The 19,783-nt window shown below is 71.2% G+C and carries 14 protein-coding genes and 2 pseudogenes; 11 read left to right on the top strand and 5 right to left on the bottom strand.

The window, feature by feature from the left end; all coding sequences use genetic code 11:
• The first annotated feature begins 572 nt into the window (after positions 1–572).
• From AC07AB_RS23035 to AC07AB_RS23055, 5 genes are all read left to right on the top strand, one after another.
• Positions 573–1,808, top strand: a complete 1,236-nt coding sequence (locus AC07AB_RS23035; RefSeq protein WP_478569827.1) for an ATP-grasp domain-containing protein — start codon at positions 573–575, stop codon at positions 1,806–1,808.
• Between the two features lie 101 nt (positions 1,809–1,909).
• A complete protein-coding gene (locus tag AC07AB_RS23040; RefSeq protein ID WP_478570060.1) occupies positions 1,910–3,715 on the top strand; it encodes an IucA/IucC family protein in 1,806 nt (601 codons plus the stop codon).
• 231 nt (positions 3,716–3,946) lie between these two features.
• Positions 3,947–5,659, top strand: a complete 1,713-nt coding sequence (locus tag AC07AB_RS23045; RefSeq protein ID WP_478569829.1) for an IucA/IucC family protein — start codon at positions 3,947–3,949, stop codon at positions 5,657–5,659.
• Entirely contained in the window at positions 5,656–6,831 is a 1,176-nt protein-coding gene (locus AC07AB_RS23050; RefSeq protein WP_478569831.1) for a type III PLP-dependent enzyme, read from the top strand. Before AC07AB_RS23045 ends, AC07AB_RS23050 begins: the two co-directional genes overlap by 4 nt.
• Before the next feature lie 57 nt (positions 6,832–6,888).
• Positions 6,889–8,001 (top strand): methyltransferase domain-containing protein, encoded by a 1,113-nt coding sequence (locus tag AC07AB_RS23055; protein WP_478569833.1) that lies wholly within the window; start codon positions 6,889–6,891, stop codon positions 7,999–8,001.
• On the opposite strand, the gene AC07AB_RS23060 is transcribed toward AC07AB_RS23055, so the two are convergent.
• Complete coding sequence (locus AC07AB_RS23060; RefSeq protein WP_478569835.1) at positions 7,944–8,897, bottom strand: GNAT family N-acetyltransferase; 954 nt, start codon at positions 8,895–8,897, stop codon at positions 7,944–7,946. The two genes, AC07AB_RS23055 and AC07AB_RS23060, sit on opposite strands and share 58 nt — an antisense overlap.
• A gap of 193 nt (positions 8,898–9,090) precedes the next feature.
• On the opposite strand from AC07AB_RS23060, the gene asnB reads away from it, so the two are divergent.
• A complete protein-coding gene (asnB, locus tag AC07AB_RS23065) occupies positions 9,091–10,950 on the top strand; it encodes an asparagine synthase (glutamine-hydrolyzing) (RefSeq protein ID WP_478569837.1) in 1,860 nt (619 codons plus the stop codon).
• Positions 10,951–11,040: 90 nt separating this feature from the next.
• Complete coding sequence (locus tag AC07AB_RS23070) at positions 11,041–11,418, top strand: GntR family transcriptional regulator (protein ID WP_478569838.1); 378 nt, start codon at positions 11,041–11,043, stop codon at positions 11,416–11,418.
• Positions 11,419–11,425: 7 nt separating this feature from the next.
• Here the strand turns inward: AC07AB_RS23070 and AC07AB_RS23075 are convergent.
• Positions 11,426–11,956: pseudogene (locus AC07AB_RS23075) on the bottom strand (alpha/beta fold hydrolase); the annotation flags it as partial.
• 202 nt (positions 11,957–12,158) lie between these two features.
• On the opposite strand from AC07AB_RS23075, the gene AC07AB_RS23080 reads away from it, so the two are divergent.
• The 3 genes from AC07AB_RS23080 to AC07AB_RS23090 all read left to right on the top strand — a co-directional run bounded on the left by AC07AB_RS23080 (position 12,159) and on the right by AC07AB_RS23090 (position 16,776).
• The gene (locus AC07AB_RS23080; RefSeq protein ID WP_478569840.1) at positions 12,159–13,832 is read left to right on the top strand and encodes a recombinase family protein; all 1,674 of its coding nucleotides are present in this window, start codon (positions 12,159–12,161) and stop codon (positions 13,830–13,832) included.
• A 695-nt stretch (positions 13,833–14,527) separates the two neighbouring features.
• Entirely contained in the window at positions 14,528–14,869 is a 342-nt protein-coding gene (locus tag AC07AB_RS23085; RefSeq protein ID WP_478569842.1) for an HNH endonuclease, read from the top strand.
• A gap of 1,064 nt (positions 14,870–15,933) precedes the next feature.
• Complete coding sequence (locus AC07AB_RS23090; protein ID WP_478569844.1) at positions 15,934–16,776, top strand: recombinase family protein; 843 nt, start codon at positions 15,934–15,936, stop codon at positions 16,774–16,776.
• A 56-nt stretch (positions 16,777–16,832) separates the two neighbouring features.
• Here AC07AB_RS23090 and AC07AB_RS23095 read toward each other — a convergent pair whose 3' ends face one another.
• Entirely contained in the window at positions 16,833–17,555 is a 723-nt protein-coding gene (locus AC07AB_RS23095; RefSeq protein ID WP_478569846.1) for a GntR family transcriptional regulator, read from the bottom strand.
• Between the two features lie 793 nt (positions 17,556–18,348).
• Positions 18,349–18,609, bottom strand: a complete 261-nt coding sequence (locus tag AC07AB_RS23100; protein ID WP_478569847.1) for a GntR family transcriptional regulator — start codon at positions 18,607–18,609, stop codon at positions 18,349–18,351.
• A 178-nt stretch (positions 18,610–18,787) separates the two neighbouring features.
• On the opposite strand from AC07AB_RS23100, the gene AC07AB_RS23105 reads away from it, so the two are divergent.
• Positions 18,788–19,114 (top strand): hypothetical protein, encoded by a 327-nt coding sequence (locus AC07AB_RS23105; RefSeq protein WP_478569849.1) that lies wholly within the window; start codon positions 18,788–18,790, stop codon positions 19,112–19,114.
• Between the two features lie 306 nt (positions 19,115–19,420).
• On the opposite strand, the pseudogene AC07AB_RS23110 reads toward AC07AB_RS23105, so the two are convergent.
• Positions 19,421–19,711 (bottom strand): annotated as a pseudogene (locus AC07AB_RS23110) (alpha/beta fold hydrolase); the annotation flags it as partial.
• Between the last annotated feature and the right edge of the window lie 72 nt (positions 19,712–19,783).

A 19,783-nucleotide genomic window follows, 5' to 3' on the forward strand; every position in this document is an offset into this window, starting at 1 on the left:
GCGCTCTCCGTCCGTACGGCGCCGAGTCCGGCCGCCACCGGCTCACACACCCCGCGACTCCCCGCCGCGGTACCGGCCGCGCCCACCCGCGCCGCTGTACGCATGCCGGGCGGAGCACAAACCCCCGGCGCCGCTACGCCGGGTGGAGCACGAACCCCCGGCGCCGCTGTACGCACGCCCGGCGGGCCCCGCGTCCGCCCCGCGCGTACGCCCGGCGAACCCGAGACGTCCAGCGTCGCCCCACGTACGTACGGCGGAGCCCGGATCCCCCGCCCCGCCGTCCGTACGCCCGGCGGCTCCCGAACACCCGGCGCCGCCCCGCGCACGTACGGTGGAGCCAGAACGCTCCGTTCCGCCGCCGTCCGTACGCCCGGCGGCGGAACCCGCACGCCCCACGCCGACGGCCGTGCTGCCACGGCCGGCACCGGCCTCCCGGTGCCCCTGTAGCACGCACCGCCCCCGGTCCCCGGGCCCTCCATGGCCCCAGGCCCTCCCCGCGCCACCCCTTCAGCCGCACCGAGCCCCCGCGCGCCGCAGGCTGACGCTCCCTTCGCCCGAAAGGCACGCACCCCGTGCGCCTCCACCTCCTCGCCCGCAACCCCACCGACTCCGTCACCGAGGGGTTCCTGCCCGCCGCCGCCCGCCTCGGCCTCGACGTCACACTCCTCACCGACCAGGCCGACGCCCACCGCGCCGCCTACGACCGGTACGCGGCCCGCGGCGGCACCCTGCCGCCGCTCGCCGTCGAGGGCTGCGACGTACGCGACTTCCGCGAGGTCATCAGCCGCGGCGCACACCTCGGCCCGGCCGACGCCGTCTTCACCAACAGCGACCATCTCCAGGCCCAGGCCGCCCTCGCCGCCGACTACTTCGGGCTGCCCGGCAAGGACTGGCGGGCAGCGCTGCGCACCAAGAACAAGGCGCACCTGCGCCGCGCCCTCGCCGCGTCCGGGCTCGACGCCGTACGCGCCGCCGAACTCGCCCCCGGCGGCGACCCCGAGGACGCCCCCGCCGCGATCGCCGCCGCCGGGCTGTCCTACCCCTGCGTGATAAAGCCCCGCGAGGGCGTCGCCAGCGAAGACGTGGTGCTGGCCGCCGACGCCGGGCAGCTCACCGACCGCTGCCGGGAGATCGGAGCGCGGCGGCCCGGCGACGCGCTCGTGGTCGAGGAGTACCTGGCAGGGCCGCTGCACACCCTCGAAACGCTGGGGGACGGCCGGACCCTGCACGCCGTCGGCTCGTTCCGCACCGACATGTCCCCGCTCCCGTACTTCATGGAGGAACGGCTCACCCTGCTCCCCGCCCCGCCGCAGCCGTACACCGAGCAGGTACTCGCCCAGCTCTCCGCGCTCGGCGTCGGGTTCGGGGCCTGCCACACCGAGTACGTCGTCCAGGGCGACCGGGCCCGCGTCATCGAGGTCAACTACCGCGCCATCGGAGACCAGTGCGACCTCGTACTCGCCGACGTGCTCGGCATCCCCTTCTTCGAACACGTTCTGCGCACCCACCTCGGCGCCCCCCTGCCCACGGATCTGGACGCGCGTACCGACGGCCGGGCGCGCCTGGAGTACATACGCGCCGAACGCGGCGGGCGGCTGGTCGCGGCGCCCGCCGCCAGCGACCGTACGACCGCCGACGGCGTGCGCCTGGACTACCGGCCGCTGCGCGAGCTGAACGAGGAACATCCGCTGCGCCACACCAACCGTGACTACCTCGGCGTGCTGCGCGCCACCGGTCGCGACCAGGACCGTATCGACCGGGCCGTCGAGGAATTCCTGGCCACGCACCGCTGGGAGATCGCCTCATGAGCGGCGTGGCACCCGACATGGCCGGCGTGGCACCTGACATGGCCGGTGTGGCACCTGACACGGTCGGCGCGGTGACGGACGCGGGCGGCGGGGCCCCGGACATGGGCAGCGCGGCCCCCGGCGCGGTCGGCGCGGCCTCAGAGGCGACCGGCGCGGCCCCCGACGCCTTCGAAAGCGCGCTGCTCGGCCGGGTCCTCGCCGCCCTGCTCCGCGAGAACGCCTACGGGCTGCGCGCCGCCGCGCACACCGAGCGGCGCGCCGACGGCGACTGGCTGCGCCTGGACGTGGCGGGGGAGGCGCTGCTGCTGCCCGTGGCGCCCGACGGGTTCCAGTGCGAGGTCGGGCCGCGCAGGCCCGAACTGGAGACGCCCGGCGGCACCCTCACCGGGCTGCGCCCGGTCCTCGCCCGGCTGCGGGGCGCCGCCGAGCCCGAGGACCGCCCCGGGTTCGACGCGTTCGTCGTCGAGTGCGACGAGGCGCTGGACGCCATGCGGCTGCACGGCCGGGTGCGCGAGAAGGTCACCGGCGCCCTCGCCGAGCGCTACGGCCCCGACCCCGCCCGCCACTGGGCGGGGCTGCGGCGGACCCTCGCCTACGACACCCTCGCCGCCTTCCGCGACCACCCCGTCTACCCGACCGGGCGCGGCCGTTCCGGCCTGTCCGAGGCCGAACTGCGCGACTACGCACCGGAGTTCCACCCCTCCTTCGCGCTGCGCTGGCTCGCCCTGCCGCGCGAGGCCGTGCGCGGCGACCCGGCCGCCCTGCCCGCCTGGTGGCCCGCCCCCGGCGCCCTCGGACTGCCCTACCTCGACGCCACCCACCTCGCCCTGCCCGTCCACCCCCTCACCGCCCGGCGCTCCCTCGCCGACGCGCTGCGCGCCGCCGGACTCGACGGCTCCGCGCGCCTCGCCGACCGGCCCTGGCTGGACGTCCGGCCGACCCTGTCCATGCGCACCGTCGCCGTCGCCGACGACCCCGCCGTCCACCTCAAACTCCCGCTCGCCACCGCCACCCTGGGCCTGCGGAACCGCCGCACCATCAAGCCCGGCACCCTCGTGGACGGCGCGACCGGGCAGCGGCTCCTGGAGTCGGTCATCGCCCGGCAGCCGCGCTTCGCGGGGACCGTACTCCTCGCCGACGAGCGCACCCACCTCACCGCCGGGCACGAACTGCTCGCGGCCCTCGTCCGCCGCTACCCGGCCGGACTCGACGGGGCCCAGGTGGTCCCCGTCGCCGCGCTCCTGGCGCCCGGCCCCGACGGGGCGCTCGTCATCGACGCGCTCGCCGACCGCTACTACGGCGGTTCGCTCACCGATCTCCTCGACGCCTATCTGACGCTGCTCCTCGACTGGCACACCACTCTCTTCGGTTACGGCATCGCCCTCGAATCGCACCAGCAGAACACCTCCCTGGTGCTCGACGAGGACGACGACGGCCGCACCCGGCTGCGGCTGCTGCTCAAGGACAACGACGGGCCGCGCGTGCACTCCGTGCGGCTCGCCGCCGTCACCGGCGGCGGCGCCGCCGACCTGTGCGGCTTCGACGACCGGCGCATACTGGTCGGCGCGGACAAACCGGTCGCCGACGTCTTCGCCACCATCACCGTCCACCTGTGCGCGGGCGCCCTCGCCTTCGGGCTCGCCGAAGCCGGCCGCGCACCCCTGGACGTACTCCTGCGGCAGCTCGCCGACCGGCTCCGCGAGTCCGTGGACCGGCTGGAACACGCCTCCGGGGTGCCCGGCGCGCCCGCGTCCGTCCTGCGCGCCCGCGTGCTCGACGCCGACCGGCTGCCCATCAAGGCGATGGTCACCGCCGGGACCCTGCTCAGCAAGGAGCGCTCCGGGGCTGCCGACATCAACAAGTACTACGTGAGCGGCCCCAACTACCTGCGGACGGCGGGCCGATGACGACGGCGTTACCCCGTCATCGCGACGGCGGCACGGCGGATCAGGAGCGGGCGGGGCACGGCTGCCCGGATTCCGCGATGGCATCGGCGGCGCACAGCCGCTCGGAGTCCATACCCCAGGCCGGGCCCGCCGCCTCCCCAGGCGGGCGGGTTCCGGCCGCCCCCGCCCCCGCCGCCGCGCGCGCGGCGGCCCCCGGCACCCCGTCCCCTCCGCACCCGCTGGAGCCGCTCCATGTCAACAGCCCCCTCCCGTACGGCCGTGACGGCCGTGGCGCACGCCGACCACGTGGTCGCCCACACCCTCCTCAACTGCCTGCTCCGCGAGGTCTCGGGCCCCGAGCACCAGACGGCCGTGACCGGCGGCCGACTGCTGCTGCGGATGCCGCGCTGCGGCGTGCTGCTGGGGATCGCGCTGCGCCGTACCTCACTGATCGGCGCGCACCGGTTCACCGGGCCGCCCGCCGAACAGCGCGACGGGGTCTGGCGGGAGGTGTCCTGGCAGACCCTGGCCGAGTACATCCACCGGGAACTGGAGCTGCGCACCGGCGTCCGCAACGACGAGTTCCTCGACCAGGTCGCCGCCACCCACGCGGGCGTGTCCGCCGCCCTGCTGCCCGGCCGCCCGCCCGGCCCGGACGCCTACCTGGACTCCGAGCAGTCCCTCCTCTTCGGCCACCGCTTCCACCCCACCCCCAAGGCCCGCACCGGCCGCGACCAGGACTGGGAGCGGTACGCGCCGGAGAGCCGGGTCCGCTTCCCGCTGCACCACCTGGCGGTGCGCGAGCGGTACGTGCGCGAGGAGCACGTCCGTACGGGCGCGGGCCGCCCCGGCCCCCTGGACGCCCTCGACCGGCAGCGCCCCGTCCCCGACGGCTACCGGCTGCTGCCCGCCCACCCCTGGCAGTACGCCATGCTCCGCGACCACCCGGCCCTGGCACGCGCCGTCGAATACGGCGACGTCCTCGACCTCGGCCCCGGCGGGCCCGAGTTCGCGCCCACCGCGTCCGTCCGCACGCTCTACGACGGCCGGGACTTCCTCAAGTTCAGCCTCAACGTGCGGATCACCAACTGCCTCCGCAAGAACGCCGAGTACGAGCTGGCGGGGGCCGTCGCGCTGACCCGCGTCCTGGAGCCCGTCGCCCGCGACCTAGCCGCCCGCTTCCCCGGCTTCGACCTGCTGCGCGAACCCGGCTACCGCACGCTCGACCTCGGCAGCCGCGAACTGGCCGAAGGGTTCGGCGTGATCATCCGCGAGGGGCTGGGCGGCCGGCTGCGGCCCGGCGTCACCGGGCTGCTCGCCGCGGCCGTCGCCGACGAGTACCCGACCGGCGGCGCCCAACTGTCCCGGCTGCTGGGCGACGGGGGCCCCGCCGAGGCCCTGGCCTGGTGGGACGCCTACCTCGGCCTGCTGGTGCCGCCCGTGCTCGCGGCCTACCTCGACCACGGCGTCGTCCTCGAACCGCACCTCCAGAACGTGGTCGTCGGCGTCGCCGCCGACGGCACGCCCCGCCAGGTCCTGCTGCGCGACCTGGAGGGCGTCAAGCTCCTCCCCGAACACCACGCGGGGCCCCTCGCCGGGCTCCCGCAGGACGTGGCGCGGCCCATGACGTACGACCGGGAGCGCGGCTGGGACCGCGTCGTCTACTGCCTGGTGGTCAACCACCTCGCCGAACTCCTCGCGGCCCTCGCCGACCGGCACCCCGCCCTCGAACCGCGGCTGTGGGCGGCCGTCCGCCGCGTCCTCGCCGAGCGCGCCGCCGCGCACGGCAACCCGCCGCCGCTGCGCGCCCTGGTCGCCGGCGTGCCGCTGCCCGCCAAGGCCAACCTCCTCACCCGCTGGGAGCGCCGCGCCGACCGCGACGCCGGCTATGTGCGCATCGCCTCGCCGCTGGTCGGCGACCTGCTGTCCGGCGCGGCCCGCACCGAGTCCCGGAGCGCCACATGATCACCGCCCGCGCCGCCGAGCGCGCGCTCGCGCTGGACGAACTGCCCGCGTACGTCCACGACCTGGCCGCCCTCGACACCCACGCCCGCGCCGTGCGGGCCGCCCTGCCGCCCCGCGTCGAGCTGTACTACGCGGCGAAGGCCAACCCGGCCCCCGAACTCCTCGCGGCCCTCGCCCCGCACCTCGACGGTTTCGAGGTGTCCTCCGGCGGCGAGCTCGCGCACGTACGGAAGGCCGTCCCCCGACTGCCGCTCGCCTTCGGCGGACCGGGCAAGACGGAGGCGGAACTCCGGCTCGCCCTGGAGGCGGGCGTCGAGCGCTTCCACGTGGAGAGCGAACAGGAGATCCGCCTGCTGGCCGCTCTGGCCCCGTCCCGACGCGATGTGGAGGTCCTCCTACGCGTCAACCTGCCGCTGGACGCGGCCGAACTGGGCGGCGCGGCGCTGGCCATGGGCGGCCGCCCCAGCCCCTTCGGCCTGGACCCGGACCGGCTGGAAGCCTGCCTGCCCCTGCTCACCGGCGCCGGCCCGCTCCGGCTGCGCGGCATCCACGCGCACCTGGCCAGCGGCCTCGACGCCGCCGCGCAACTCGCCGTGGCGACCCGGATCGCGGACTGGACCCGGGACTTCGAGGCCCGGCACGGCCTCGCCCTCACCGAGGTCGGCGTGGGCGGCGGCATGGCCGTCGACTACGCGCGCCCCGCCGAGCGCTTCGACTGGAGCGCGTACGGCGAGGGCCTGCGCGCCCTTGCCGACCGGCACCCGCGCCGCACGCTCCGCGTCGAGCCCGGCCGGGCGCTGACCGCCTACTGCGGCTGGTACGTCACCGACGTGCTCGACATCAAGCACAGCCACGGCGAACCCTTCGCGGTACTCCGCGGCGGCACCCACCACATGCGCACCCCCGCCGCCAAGGGGCACAGCCACCCCTTCACCGTCCTGCCGCGCGAGGACTGGACCAGACCCTGGCCACGCCCCGGCGTCCGGAACGGCCCGGTCACCCTGGTGGGCCAGCTGTGCACCCCCAAGGACGTCCTCGCGACCCGCGCCCCCGTAACCCGACTGCGCGTCGGCGACCGGGTCGCCTTCGCGATGGCCGGGGCGTACGCCTGGAACATCTCCCACCACGACTTCCTGATGCACCCACCGCCCGCGTTCCATTACCTGACCTGACCTGCGCCGGTCCGTCGCGCCGGGCCGGTTGTCAGTGGCGGATGCGACGATCGGTTCATGACCACCGAGTACTGGGACAGCGCGGCGGCCGACTTCGACGAGGCCGCCGATCACGGCCTGCGCGACCCGTCCGTACGGGCCGCGTGGGCCGCCCGGCTGCGGTCCTGGCTGCCGCGGGAACCCGCCGATGTGCTCGACGTCGGCTGCGGCACCGGCTCCCTGTCCCTGCTCGCGGCCGAGCAGGGACACCGGGTCACCGGCGTCGACAGCTCACTCCGTATGGCGCGGCGCGCCCGCGCCAAGCTCGCCGCGGCCGGCGGGGCCGCCGAGGTGCTCATCGGCGACGCGGGCGAACCGCCCGTGGGCGACCGGCGGTTCGACGTCGTCCTCGCCCGCCACGTGCTGTGGCTGCTCCCCGACCCCGGGCGCGCCCTCGCGGACTGGGCGGCCCTGCTGCGCCCCGGCGGCAGGCTCGTCCTGATCGAGGGCCGCTGGGGCGAGTCCGAGCGCGTCGGCATCCCCGCCGACGAGCTGGCGCGCCTCCTCGCCCCGGTCGCCGCCCGCACCCAGGTCGAGCACCTCGCGCACGACCCGCTGCTGTGGGGCGGCCCGGTCTCCGACGAGCGGTACGCCGTGATCGCCCACCCCGCGCAGCCCGCCCGCCACCGGGAGATCGTCGACGTCCATCTGATCCTGCGGCGCGGCCGTGATGTGCTGCTGGGGCGCCGGTTGAACACCGGGTACGCGGACGGGCTGCTGCACGCCCCGTCAGGGCATCTTGAGGACGGTGAGGACGTGCGGAGCGCCATGGTGCGTGAGGCGCGGGAGGAGATCGGGGTCGGTCTCGACCCGGATGACCTGCGCGTCGCGCTGGTCATGCAGCATCGCGCGCCCGGCAGCGCGGCCCGTGTCGGGTGGTTCTTCGAGGCCGATGCGGCGGACTGCGGCGGCGAGCCCGTCAATCGCGAGCCGCACAAGTGCTCGCAGCTCGACTGGTTCTCGATCGACGCGCTGCCGGACGACATGGTGGCGTACTGCCGGGCCGCGCTGGACGCCTACCGCCGGGGGGAGCGGTTCGTGCTGCATCTGCACGAGAGCGGCGACGCCATCGGCTACGCCCCCGGCGCGCCGTCGCGCGCGGTGGTGCTGCCGTCCAGTTCGCGTACGTAACGCCACTCGGCGGCGGCCTGCTGGTAGCCGAACCACTTGTTGACGGCGAGCATCGGGGCGTTCGCGTCGTCGTTGCCCGTGAACGCCTCGGTGCAGCCGGCGGCGTGGGCGAGGCGCAGGGAGCGGGCCTTGACGAGCTTGGCCAGGCCCCGGCCGCGGAAGGCGCGGCGGGTGCCGGTCATGCCGGACACATAGCGGGTGCGGCCGTCGGTGTGGGCGCAGGTGAACGCGGCGACGGTCCCGTCCACGACGGCCGCCGTGCTCAGGTCGCGGTCCAGGGTGGGGAGTGGCCAGGCCCATTGGAGCCAGTCCTCGTACGTGCCGCCGTCGGACGCCACGTCGCCCGGCTCGTCCGCGACGGTTTCGGCGTCCGCCTCGTACAGCGGGCGGGGGTCGTCGGCGAAGTCGGCGAAGGAGCGCAGCTCGACGCCGGCGGGCGGCGTGAGCTCCGGCAGCGGCGTACCGGCGAGATCCAGCCGCAGAAAGCGGCCCGGGCGGCGCCGCTGGTAGCCGCGCCGCTCGGCGAAGGCGGGCGCGTGCCCGTCCTCCAGCACCCAGGCGTACACGGCGGTCGCCCCGAGGCCGCTCAGATACTCCTCGGCGGCCCGTGTCAGCGCGATCCCCGCGCCGTGCCCGCGCTCCTCGGGAAGGACGTACGGCTGGGCGAACGCCTGCCCCGGCTCGTCGCTGTCGTGGTAGAGACCCACCCGGGCGGTGCCGACCACCCGGCCGTCCGACTCGGCCACCAGCAGCCGGTGCCGCTGTTCCGCGGGCGCGTGCGCCACCTCCCAGGCCACCGACTCGGCGGTGGCCAGCAGGAAGGGGACGGCCGCGCGCCGCACCGCGGCGGCGGCCTCCGCGTCGGGCAGGATGAAATCTCGGATCACGTAGGTCATGGCGTCGCACGGTACGGGGGTGCCATGGCCGGTTCCAACAGGTTTTTGCCAGCCATAGATGGTGAATGCATCTAAACAGAGCGTACCGTCATCGTCGCGGTCGGCCGCCGGGACGTGGCAGACCGTAACCGACGGGGGCGGAGCTGTGTCCCGGTGCGCCCGGGACGGCCGACCGAAAGGAGAGTCCGCGACCATGTGCGGAATCACCGGCTGGATCTCCTACGACAAGGACCTGACCGCCGAGCGCGGAACGCTCGACGCGATGACGCAGACCATGAGCTGCCGCGGCCCGGACGCCGCCGGCGTCTGGCTGGACACCCACGCCGCCTTCGGGCACCGCCGCCTCGCCGTCATCGACATCGAGGGCGGCAAACAGCCGATGCTCGTCGAACGCGACGGCCGCACCCTGATCGCCACCACCTACAGCGGCGAGGTCTACAACTACCGCGAGCTCAAAGCGGAGTTGGAGGGCCTCGGCCACGCCTTCCGCACCAGCAGCGACACCGAGGTCGTGCTGCACGCCTACCTCGAATGGGGCGAGTCGTTCACCGAGCGGCTCAACGGCATGTACGCCTTCGCACTGTGGGACCCGCGCATGGAAGAACTGCTGCTCGTCCGCGACCGCATGGGCATCAAGCCGCTCTACTACTACCCGACCCCCGACGGCGTGCTCTTCGGCTCCGAGCCCAAGGCCATACTCGCGCACCCCTCCGTGCGTCCCGTCGTCGACGCCGAGGGCCTGTCCGAGCTGATCGCCTTCACCAAGACCCCCGGCCAGGCCATCTACAAGGGCATGCACGAGGTCCGCCCCGGACACACCGTGCGGGTGCGCCGGGGACAGCTGACCGTCCACCGCTACTGGGCCCTTGAGTCCTCCGAGCACACCGACGACCTGGACACCACCATCCACACGGTGCGCGAGCTGCTCGACGACATCGTCGCCCGCCAGCTCATCGCCGACGTCCCGCTGTGCACCCTGCTCTCCGGCGGCCTCGACTCCTCCGCCATCACCGCCCTCGCCGCCCAGGGGCTCAAGAAGGCCGGCACGGGGCCGGTCCGCTCCTTCGCCGTCGACTTCACCGGCTACACCGAGAACTTCCAGGCCAACGACCTGCGGCCCACCCCGGACGGCCCGTACGCGCACGCGCTCGCCGAGCACGTGGCCTCCGACCACGCCGACATCACCCTCGACACCGCTGACCTGATGAGCCGGGCGCACCGCGGCGCCGTACTGACCGCCCGCGACTTCCCCATCGGCTTCGGCGACGGCGACACCTCTCTCTACCTCCTCTTCAAGGCCATCCGCGAGCACTCGACGGTCGCGCTGTCCGGCGAGTCGGCGGACGAGGTGTTCGGCGGCTACCGCTGGTTCCACGAGCCCGACATCGTGAACGCCGACGCCTTCCCCTGGATCGCGGCGGGCGTCGCGAGCACCTTCGCCGGCGGCGGGAGCGGCAGTCCCGGCCGCGAGGGGCTGCTGGACCGCAGCCTGCTCGCCAAGCTCGACCTCGCCGGCTACGAGCACCAGCGCTACCGCGAGGCGCTCGCCGAAGTCCCGCACCTGGACGGCGAGACCGGGCTCCAGCGCCGCATGCGCGAGATCAGCTATCTGCACCTGACCCGCTTCGTGCAGATCCTCCTCGACCGCAAGGACCGGGCCAGCATGGCGGTGGGCCTGGAGGTCCGCGTGCCGTTCTGCGACCACCGCCTCGTGCAGTACGTCTTCAACACCCCCTGGGCGATGAAGACGTTCGACGGCCGCGAGAAGTCCCTGCTGCGGGCGGCCACCCGCGACGTCCTCCCGGACGCCGTCGCCGACCGCGTCAAGAGCCCCTACCCGAGCACCCAGGACCCGCGCTACGCGGTCGCCCTGCGCGACGAGCTGAAGCAGGTCGTCTCCGACAAGAACGCCCCGGTGCAGGCGCTGCTCGACACGGGCGTCGTCGCCGAGGCCATCGCCGACCCCACCGGCGCCGCCAACCGGGCCGGCACAGAGCTCGTCCTCGGCCTCGACACCTGGCTGCGGCAGTACGGCACCGAGCTGGAGCTGTAGCCGCACCGATCGGCCACGGCGGGGCGACCGGTGCGCGGGGCGTGGCGCACAATGAGTGCGACAAACCACCCCCCAGCCGGGAGTCCCGCCGTGGCCTTGCGTATCACCGTCGACCCGGGCGCGCAGCACCCGCCGTACGAACAACTCCGCGCCCAGATCGCCGGGCAGGCCCGCTCCGGAGCGCTCCCCACCGGCTACAAACTGCCGACCGTACGCGGCCTCGCCGAGGAACTGGGCCTCGCCGCGAACACCGTCGCCAAGGCGTACCGCGCGCTGGAGGCGGACGGCGTGATCGAGACCCGAGGCCGCAACGGCACCTTCGTCGCCGCGGCCGGAGACTCCGCCGCGAAGGAGGCCGCGAGCGCCGCCGAGGCGTACGCCCAGCGCGCCCACCGCCTCGGCCTCGACGAACGGGCCGCGCGGGCCGCCGTGGACGACGCCCTGCGGGCCGCCTACGGCACCGGCTGAACCGGGGCTAAACGGGCCGCACGGGCTGAACGCGGTCGAGGAAGGCCCCCAGCGCCTTGTCGAACTCCTGCGGCCGCTCCAGGTTCGGCATATGGGCGGCGCCCTCGATCACCACCAGCTCCGAGTCCGGCAGCCGCGCGTGCATGTCCTCCGCGTCCGAGACCGGCGTGTACTCGTCGTCGCGCCCGACCACGACCAGCGCGGGCACCGCGACGCGGGTGAGCAGCTCGCTGTAGTCGGGGCGCTCGGCGCGCCCCCGCAGCGCCGCCGCCGCGCCCTCGGGCGAGGTGCCCGCCATCATCCGGCGCACATGCCCGGCGACCTCCGGCAGCGCCGCCACGTTGGCCGGGGCGACCATCTTCGTCAGCACCTCGTCGGCGTACCCGGCCATGCCCTCGCGCAGCAGCCGGTCCGCCATCGCGTTCCGCGCCGCCTTCCCGGCCCCGGTCTCCGCGGCCGGGAAGGTGTCCGCGAGCAGCAGCCCCCGCACCCGGTCCGGGAAGAGCCGGTAGAACTCCATGACGATCTGACCGCCCAACACTCAGAACTAGATGTTCTGGAGTGCAAGCATGGTGGCATCGAGGCTGGTCAAGTCGGATAGCAGGAATTCCTCGGTCCCTACAGGGGGCATGGAAGAGACCGAATGTAGGCAACCTCTGCCCTCCTCAGAGGGTATGGAAAGAACACAGGACCACCGGACCCTCCTCGCGGGGACGGTCCATACCAAGACCCTTCGGGGTGTGCGATGCGTGCGCCTCTCCGTACTGACCGACGAGACCACCAGCCCCGAGCGGCAGCGCGAGGCAGACGACATAGCCGCTGCCGCACTCGGCATCGATTTCGGCGAGGGTGACCAGCTCCGCGAAGCCGTGGACCTTGACGTCAGCGCTTCTACGTTCGGCCCGTTCGACCGCCCGCAACTCGGCCAGTGGCTCGCCCGCCCCGATGACTTCGACGCGCTGGTGTGGTGGCGCTTTGACCGTGCTATCCGGTCCATGGCTCACATGCACGAGCTGGCGAAGTGGGCCAAGGACCATCGCAAGATGCTTGTTTTCGCCGAGGGTATCGGTGGGGGTCGGCTGGTGTTCGACTTCCGCAATCCGATGGACCCCATGAGCGAACTCATGATGCTCATGTTGGCTTTTGCCGCTCAAGTTGAATCCCAGAGCATCAAAGACCGTGTTACCGGTGCACATGCAGCAATGCGCAAAATGCCACTGCGTTGGAGTGGTGGGCGTCCTCCGTACGGTTACATGCCTGCCCCCATGCCCAAGGAACACGGAAAGTTCGGCTGGACGCTCGTCCCAGATCCGGACGCCGTGGAGGTCATTGAACGCATCGTGCGCGAGCTGTGCGAGGGCAAGACCGTTTCGGCTATCGCCGTAGGGCTCAACGCAGGCAGTGTTCTGAGTCCCCGTGATCACTGGGCCGTGCAGAAGGGGCGCAAGAAGGGCGGCAAGACCGGCGGAGTCGAGAAACTGGCGAAGGATGCGTTCCTTTGGAACGCGGTGGTCATTACGCGCATGCTGCGTAACGAAGCGCTGCTCGGCTGGAAGATGCATAAGGGTAAGCCTGTCCGGGACGCCGAGGGCAACCCGATCATGCAGGCGGAAACGCCGATCATGACGCGAGAAGAGTTCGATCACATCGGTGCGGTTCTGGATAAGCGCAGCGTTAACAACAAAGACAGGAAGGACACGAGCGCGCTGCTGTTGCGGGTGATTCACTGCGACTCGTGCGACGGGCGTATGTACCTGAATAAGGAAAGTAAGAAGAATCAATACCCCACGTACAAGTGCAACTGGTATTCGCGTGGATTCAAGTGCGAGAAGCCCGCGCACATCAGAGGAGATTGGGTGGATGAGTACGTGACCGCCGAGTTCCTACGGCTAGTCGGACCGATCCCTGTCAGCCGCACAGTCATCACGCCTGGATACGACCCGACGCCGGAAGTTGAGGCGACCCAAGCAGAATTCGCCGCGCACCAGGAGGAGAAGGGACGGCAGAGGTCCAACGCAGCAAAGCGCGCCTGGCAAGAACGCGCGGACGCTCTCGACAACCGCCTAGCCATGCTTGAGGCCACCCCCGCACGGCCGGAGACACGCGACGTGACACTGACCGGACGCACGCTCGCGGACGAGTGGGCAGACGCCAACGACGAGACACGACGACACATGCTCATCGAAGCGGGGGCAAGACTCGAAGTCCGCAAGGGCTCACGCGGCGGGTGGCGCACCCTGGACGAACGGCGCGTGACGTTCACCATCTCGGGAGAGTTGGACCCCGCCATCGAGGAGTACGCGGCTCTCCGAGAAGAGCTGACCGTGACCGACGAGAACGCGCACGCACCGACGAGCCGGATACGGCTGGTCAAGCGGAGCGACGACACCCCCACGACCGACCTCGCCGCGTAGCGGCCCCGTACAGCGCCGAACAGAGCCCCGGTTGGCCCCGTTGCCACCGCGGGGCTCTGCCATGCCCACAGACAGGCGTACACGGCCTTCCGTAGGGGTTCTCACTGCTCCGCCGGCTCGGGGCGGGCCATGGGCCGCTCTGCAGCGAGGCAAGGAGTGACGGAGTGACGAACTTCAGTACTTTTTTTGGATGACATAGAAAAACCTAAGAGAAAGAGAAACCGGGGTCCCTGTCGTCACAACACCACTGGGCCTCGCGTCGGGCAAGGCTCGCTCTCCCCAAAGAAGTAGAGCGAGACCACGACGTGCCCGCTGGGCACGGGCAAGGTCCGCTCTCCCCAAAGAAGTAGGAGCACGACAGTGCCGGTCACTTCGCTGTGAAGCGGACCACGGCAAGTCTTGCTTCCCACTACTTTCCGAGAGCGGGTTACCGCGCACCCACTCCAAGGGGGACTCAGGCGGTCTGAGTGCCCGCTCTCGGAAAGCGTTGCCCGTGCACCACGCACCCCGCGTTACTCGGGGTGGCCGCTGGGGTCGTGAGGCAGCGTGCGGGGGCTGCACTGCCCATGAGTAGCTGCCTTTCGGGGTGCCGCTTCGGGGGTGGTCGGTGCAGTCCCCTGCCCGGTCCGGTTCGCCGGCTCGGGGTGAAGCCCGCAACGACGACGAGCACCAGGACCGACACAAGGGGGCACTTCATGCGCTGTATCGACTGCACCGAGACCGCCACGCACAAGGGACGCTGCAAGGCTCACTACGGGGCGTTTGAGGGGCGTGTGGGTGTCCGGTCCCGGCGTGCTCGCGGTAGGCGGCGTGCGGCCCGTTTTGACGCTGCTGCGAGGCTTCGCCGGCGGCTGGTCGAGCGGGGGCACGGCTGGTGTGACTGGTGTCTGGGGGACTTCCCGGCGGACCTGGTGGACGTCGACCACGTGAGGCCGCTCGCGATGGGCGGGGAGGACGTGGACGGCAACGTTCAGGTCTTGTGTCGCGGGTGCCACGGGTTGAAGACCCGTACGGAGTTCGGGGTTAGCGCGACGTGATCCACGCGACGAGCCCGCTTCCCGTCGTCGTAGTGAGCGCTGCTACTAGCCATCCGGGGACGCGCTGAATCGTCAAGTGCAGCCCGCCGCAGCGGAGTTCAAGCTGTGGAGGCTCCTTGGGTTTCGTCACGTGGGTCATGCGCTGAGTGTGCCCACTGAGCGTGACCCGGTGCGTGACCTAACACACGGTGAGGGCGCACGGGGGGCGCACGCGAGCATGACGCGACTTGAAGGGGTGTGTTTCTGCGCCCCTCCCAGAGTGCTCGGGCCGGATGCCAGACGCGCTACCCCACCCCTCTGGAGTGACCCCCATGCCGCGTAAGCCCCGCCCCCCTTGCTCGGTCCCCGGTTGCCCCGAACTGACCAGGGCCGGCGGACGCTGTGAGCGGCATGAGCGTGAGGCGAACAAGGATCGTGCGTCGCGTGGTGGTGCTGTCTACTCGACGCGTTGGCAGCGCATCCGGCGTGCGTACCTGTACGCGAATCCGTGGTGTGTGCTGTGTGGTCGAGCGGCGAATGTCGCGGACCATTTCCCTTTGTCGCGACGTGAGTTGATCGCGCGGGGTGATCCGAATCCGGATGCGGCGAAGCATCTTCGGCCTTTGTGCGTCGCTTGCCATAACCGCGAGACGGCGCGTAATCAGCGTGGTGGTTTTGCTGCTGAGGCTGTTTCTCGTCGTGAATCGGGTGAGCGTCCGCCTTTCTGACCAGGGGGGTACTCCCTTCCCCTCGCCACGCTGAGCGGCAGGGAGGGAGAACTCTCGCGTGGCTGATTGGGGTGTTTGCGCGGGAGACGGGGGCGGGGGGTGATCCCTTCGAGCCGCCCCGAGTGACCGGCGGGTGACCGCCCTTCTCGGTGCGTACGAGTCTGGGGGTTGGGGAGCTTCGCGCGGTTGTGGCGCAGCGTGACGACCGGTGGGTCGTCTATCAAACGATGGCTTGTGAGACGGTCGACCGTAGGTGAGGCGGGTGTCCGTTTTGATCAGTTCACCCGTCTCGCAACCCGTCGCGAAACCCTGGGGAGCCCTCTGTGTTTCGAGACGCGTTTATGAGACGGTTGGTGCATGACGACGAACAGCGCCGCTTCCGCCGAACTGACCGAGCGCCACGCCTGCCCGAAGTGCGACGCCCCGTCCGGGAACCCGTGCTGCACGGCTGCGGGCAGGGTGGCTGCCAGCTACCACACGGGCCGCTTCGCTCTGGTGCCTTCCCTCAAGGCGGAGTTGACGGTGAAGACTCCTGCCGACCGGAACCCCGGCAAGGCTTGGGTGGCCACAGACGCCCCTGTGACGGTCCCGGACGCTGCGCCCGGCGCTCCTCCCATCCGGATCGGGTACGCGCGCTGCTCCACGGCCCGCCAGGAACTCCAGAGCCAGTTGGACGCTCTTGCCCGTGCGCAGTGCACGCGGGTGTTCTCGGAGAAGATCAGTACGCGGATCAAGGTCCGTCCGGAGTTCGATGCGGCTCTGACGCTGGCCCGTGAGATCAAGGCCGCTGCGCCCGGTCAGTCTGTGATCCTGGCGGTGCATGAGATGAAGCGGTTGGCGCGCAGCGCTGCGGAGCTGATGTCTCTGGGGTCCGCCCTCCAGGAGGATGGCATTCAGCTTGAGATCCTGTCGGGCCCGCTCCAGGGGGTGCACGACCCGCACGGGGCGGGGGCGATCGTGTTCGCCGTCCTGGCGGTGAGCGCGGAGGTGGAGCGCGAGGGTATCCGGGAGAAGACCATGGAAGGTCTGGACACTGCCAAGGCACAGGGGCGCACCGGGGGCCGTCCGGCCGTGATGGATGCCGACAAGCTCGCTGCGGCCAAGGCGCGGCGCGCCAAGGGAGAGAGCGTCACGGCTATTGCCAAGGCTCTCAAGGTGTCCCGCGCGACGCTGTACCGCGCGCTTGCCGACATGGAGTGACCCAGCCCGACTTGAGGGCCGCCTACCGACTGATCGGGTAGGCGGCCCTCTATCTGTCAGGGCTTGTACTCGTAACCGATCGTGAACCTGGGGGGCAGGCACCATTCCCCGTACTCGATGACCCCCTCCGCATCCGACCACCTGTGCGCGCCCGCCAGGATCGATGTCCCCACGGCAAGCCCTAGAGCGCTCGCCTCTCGCGCGTCGGCGGGACGGGCATGCATGTCGTCCCTGGCGTGCGCGATCGTCCGTCCCGTGGCGTCCAGGACCCTTGACGTCAGTCCGTGGTTTCGCCCTGGTGCGGTATTCAGCAAGTCAGGCACCAGAGCGGCGAACGGCGCTGGGTACCAAGTCACCGCGAAGACCGTTCGCGTCTTTCCTCGGCCGGCCAGCCACTCGCGCCGGACGATCTGATCTCCGGCCTCAAGATCGAAAATCTCGGCCACGTGGAGCGGGGGTGCAATCAACTCGGCTGCTGTCACGCGGCTTGTCTCGCCTTCAGCCAAGAAGGACTTAACTCGCTGGACCCTCGACAGCCGGTCGCGCGCCGAGAGTGTCCACTTCGGGTCGTCGGCGACGTAGGTACCCCTTGGGGTGGTCCGGATGTAGTTCTCGACCTGTAGGGCTTGCAAGGCTCGGGAGACGGTGGCCGCTGCTGCCTGCCACTGCCCAGCAATCTCCCGGTTGCTCGGAAGCTTGGACCCAGGCTCCAACTCACCCGACAGGATGCGTTCTCGGAAGTGGTCGGCGATCTTCGTGAACGTTTTTGGGCTAGGCATTCGGCTATCCCCTCCGCGAAGTTGACGTGACGTCAGGACGAGCACACTAGTGCACTTAGAACGGTAGCGAGAGTGCTTCGGTCACTCCAATACTGAGCTAGAGCACAGCCCCGCTAGGGGTGGAGCAACGTTCGAGGGGCGTCTATGCACACGCATAAGCCGAAGAGGAATCCGCCTAAGCCATCGCGCCTGGCGCTGGAGCCGACACCCGTGGCGGGGTGCGCGGGATGCGCCGAACTCGCGAACGTGCGGGATCGTGCGCGTGTCGTCGGCGACACGTCCACCATCTCGGACTGCAACGTCCTCATGCGACGCCATCCCGAGGGTCACTCGTGATCACCAAAGAGGACATTGGCCGCGAGGTGGAAGACGCGATGGGCAGGGTCGGCATCCTTCGCGACGTGATCCCGGACTACGTAGACCCGTCAGACCCGCCCAGTAAGCGCCGCAAGCGACCCACAGCCTTCCTGCGGCCCGTAGGTGGGGGCGCGGAGTGGTCAGCCCCACCGGACGCCGTGAGGCGGGTCTAAGAGGCTCCGGCGTGCCCTTCCCTCGCGGAGGACGCGCCGGATCGTCCCCCGACCGGACAAGCCATGAGCAGGGACAGGGCGTGTCCCGCCTGAACTGACGCGTTCAGGCTCTCGCCCCGGTCTGCCCCTTCATTGGGGTGCTGCCCTAGGCAGTGAGGGCATGCGCTTCGCACCTAGGGAAGGCGAAGCACCCAAGCAGCCCCGTCCGAGCACTCTCCCCCGAGGTGCACGGGCGGGGCTTTTCGCGTCTGTGCCGAGACCGGCTAGCTTTCGTCCTGAGTGTTCCGGTCGCGTACGTATGTGCCACGCTGCGGAACGGTGTAGACATGCCCGCTCTCACGTAGTGCGGCAATGGCGTTCCGGGCAGTGTTGCGCGCGACTCCGTACCGTTGGACGAGCTGATTCTCCGAAGGAATGGGACGGCCGGGCGCAAGTTCGCCCCGCTCAATCTCACCGAGCAAGTCAGCGGCAATCTGCCGGTATGGGGGCTCCGGTGCCTGGTAGTCGATCTCAAGCGGGGTCATGAGGAAAGCGTAGACACTCAGCCAACCGAGCGGCCGTCGCTGCACGTGCCTGAACGTGTCTATACGTACCTATACAAGATGCTCTAATGTTGGCCCGGAAACAAGAACGCCCCAGCGGAACCGGTCCTAAGCGGTCCGCCGGGGCTTGCCGAACAGCTTGCTAAGGAGCTGAACGACCATGAGCGACGCTATCGCACGCGCCCTCGTATGGGTGCTGAACCTACTGTTCCCCGCTACCGGTCGCCACAGCGGACCGGCCCCCGCCGTTGAAACCGTGCCGACACCCGCACCTGCCGCGCCGCCCCTTCGAGCTACCCGACCGTGGACCGGCCCTAGCTCTAGCGAAGCACGCGCGATCTTCAAGGCCGAAGAAGTCCGCGACCTAACCCCCGATCAGCGCGAGCACTGGTGGGCAATGGCGTGGGCGGAAGAAGGCGTGGACTACGACCACCCAACGACCAACATCACCCCCGTACGTCCCGTGCGCCAGGCGGTGGCCGCATGACCGCCGACGACCTGATACCCGACGTCCCGCCCGCCCGGGTCGCCCCCTGCTACGTCTGCCGCGAACTCACCAGGGCACCGATAGCCATCCGCTACATCGAGCGTGCCAGCGGCCCCGGACACACCCTGTACGCCTGCCCCACATGCGCAACGAGACTTACCCCCGGCCCGCTTCCCGGAGAGGTGTACAGACGTAGGTAGCCCCGCGCAGACAGCATCACCAGCCCCGTTCGGCCACGCGCCGGGCGGGGCTTCAGTGTTCTCTGACGTGCGCGTATGCTCAGAACCGGTAGTCAGGAGTGTTGGGACCGCCCATCGACAGCCCGCCGACCACCGCGCCGTCGATCTCCAGATGGTCGAGGAGCGCGGCGAGGTCCGTGGCGAACACGGACAGCGGCGTGACGCCCGGCACGACGCCCGACTCGCCGTAGCCGCGCAGATCCGGGGCGATCACCCGCCGCGACGGCCCCGCGAACGCGGCGAGTTGCGGCGCCCACATCGAGCGGTCGAAGGGATGGCCGTGCACGAGCAGCAGCGGCGCGCCGCTGCCCTCGTCGTCGTAGCCGACCGTTATGCCGTTGACCGAGGTCGAAGTCACCAGATGTCTCCCATGTTCCAGAGGCGGTTGTTCCAGAGGCGGCGGGGATGCCGGGGCCGGCGGAGGCGGCGG

It is taken from the genome of Streptomyces sp. NPDC044033, from assembly GCF_056434425.1.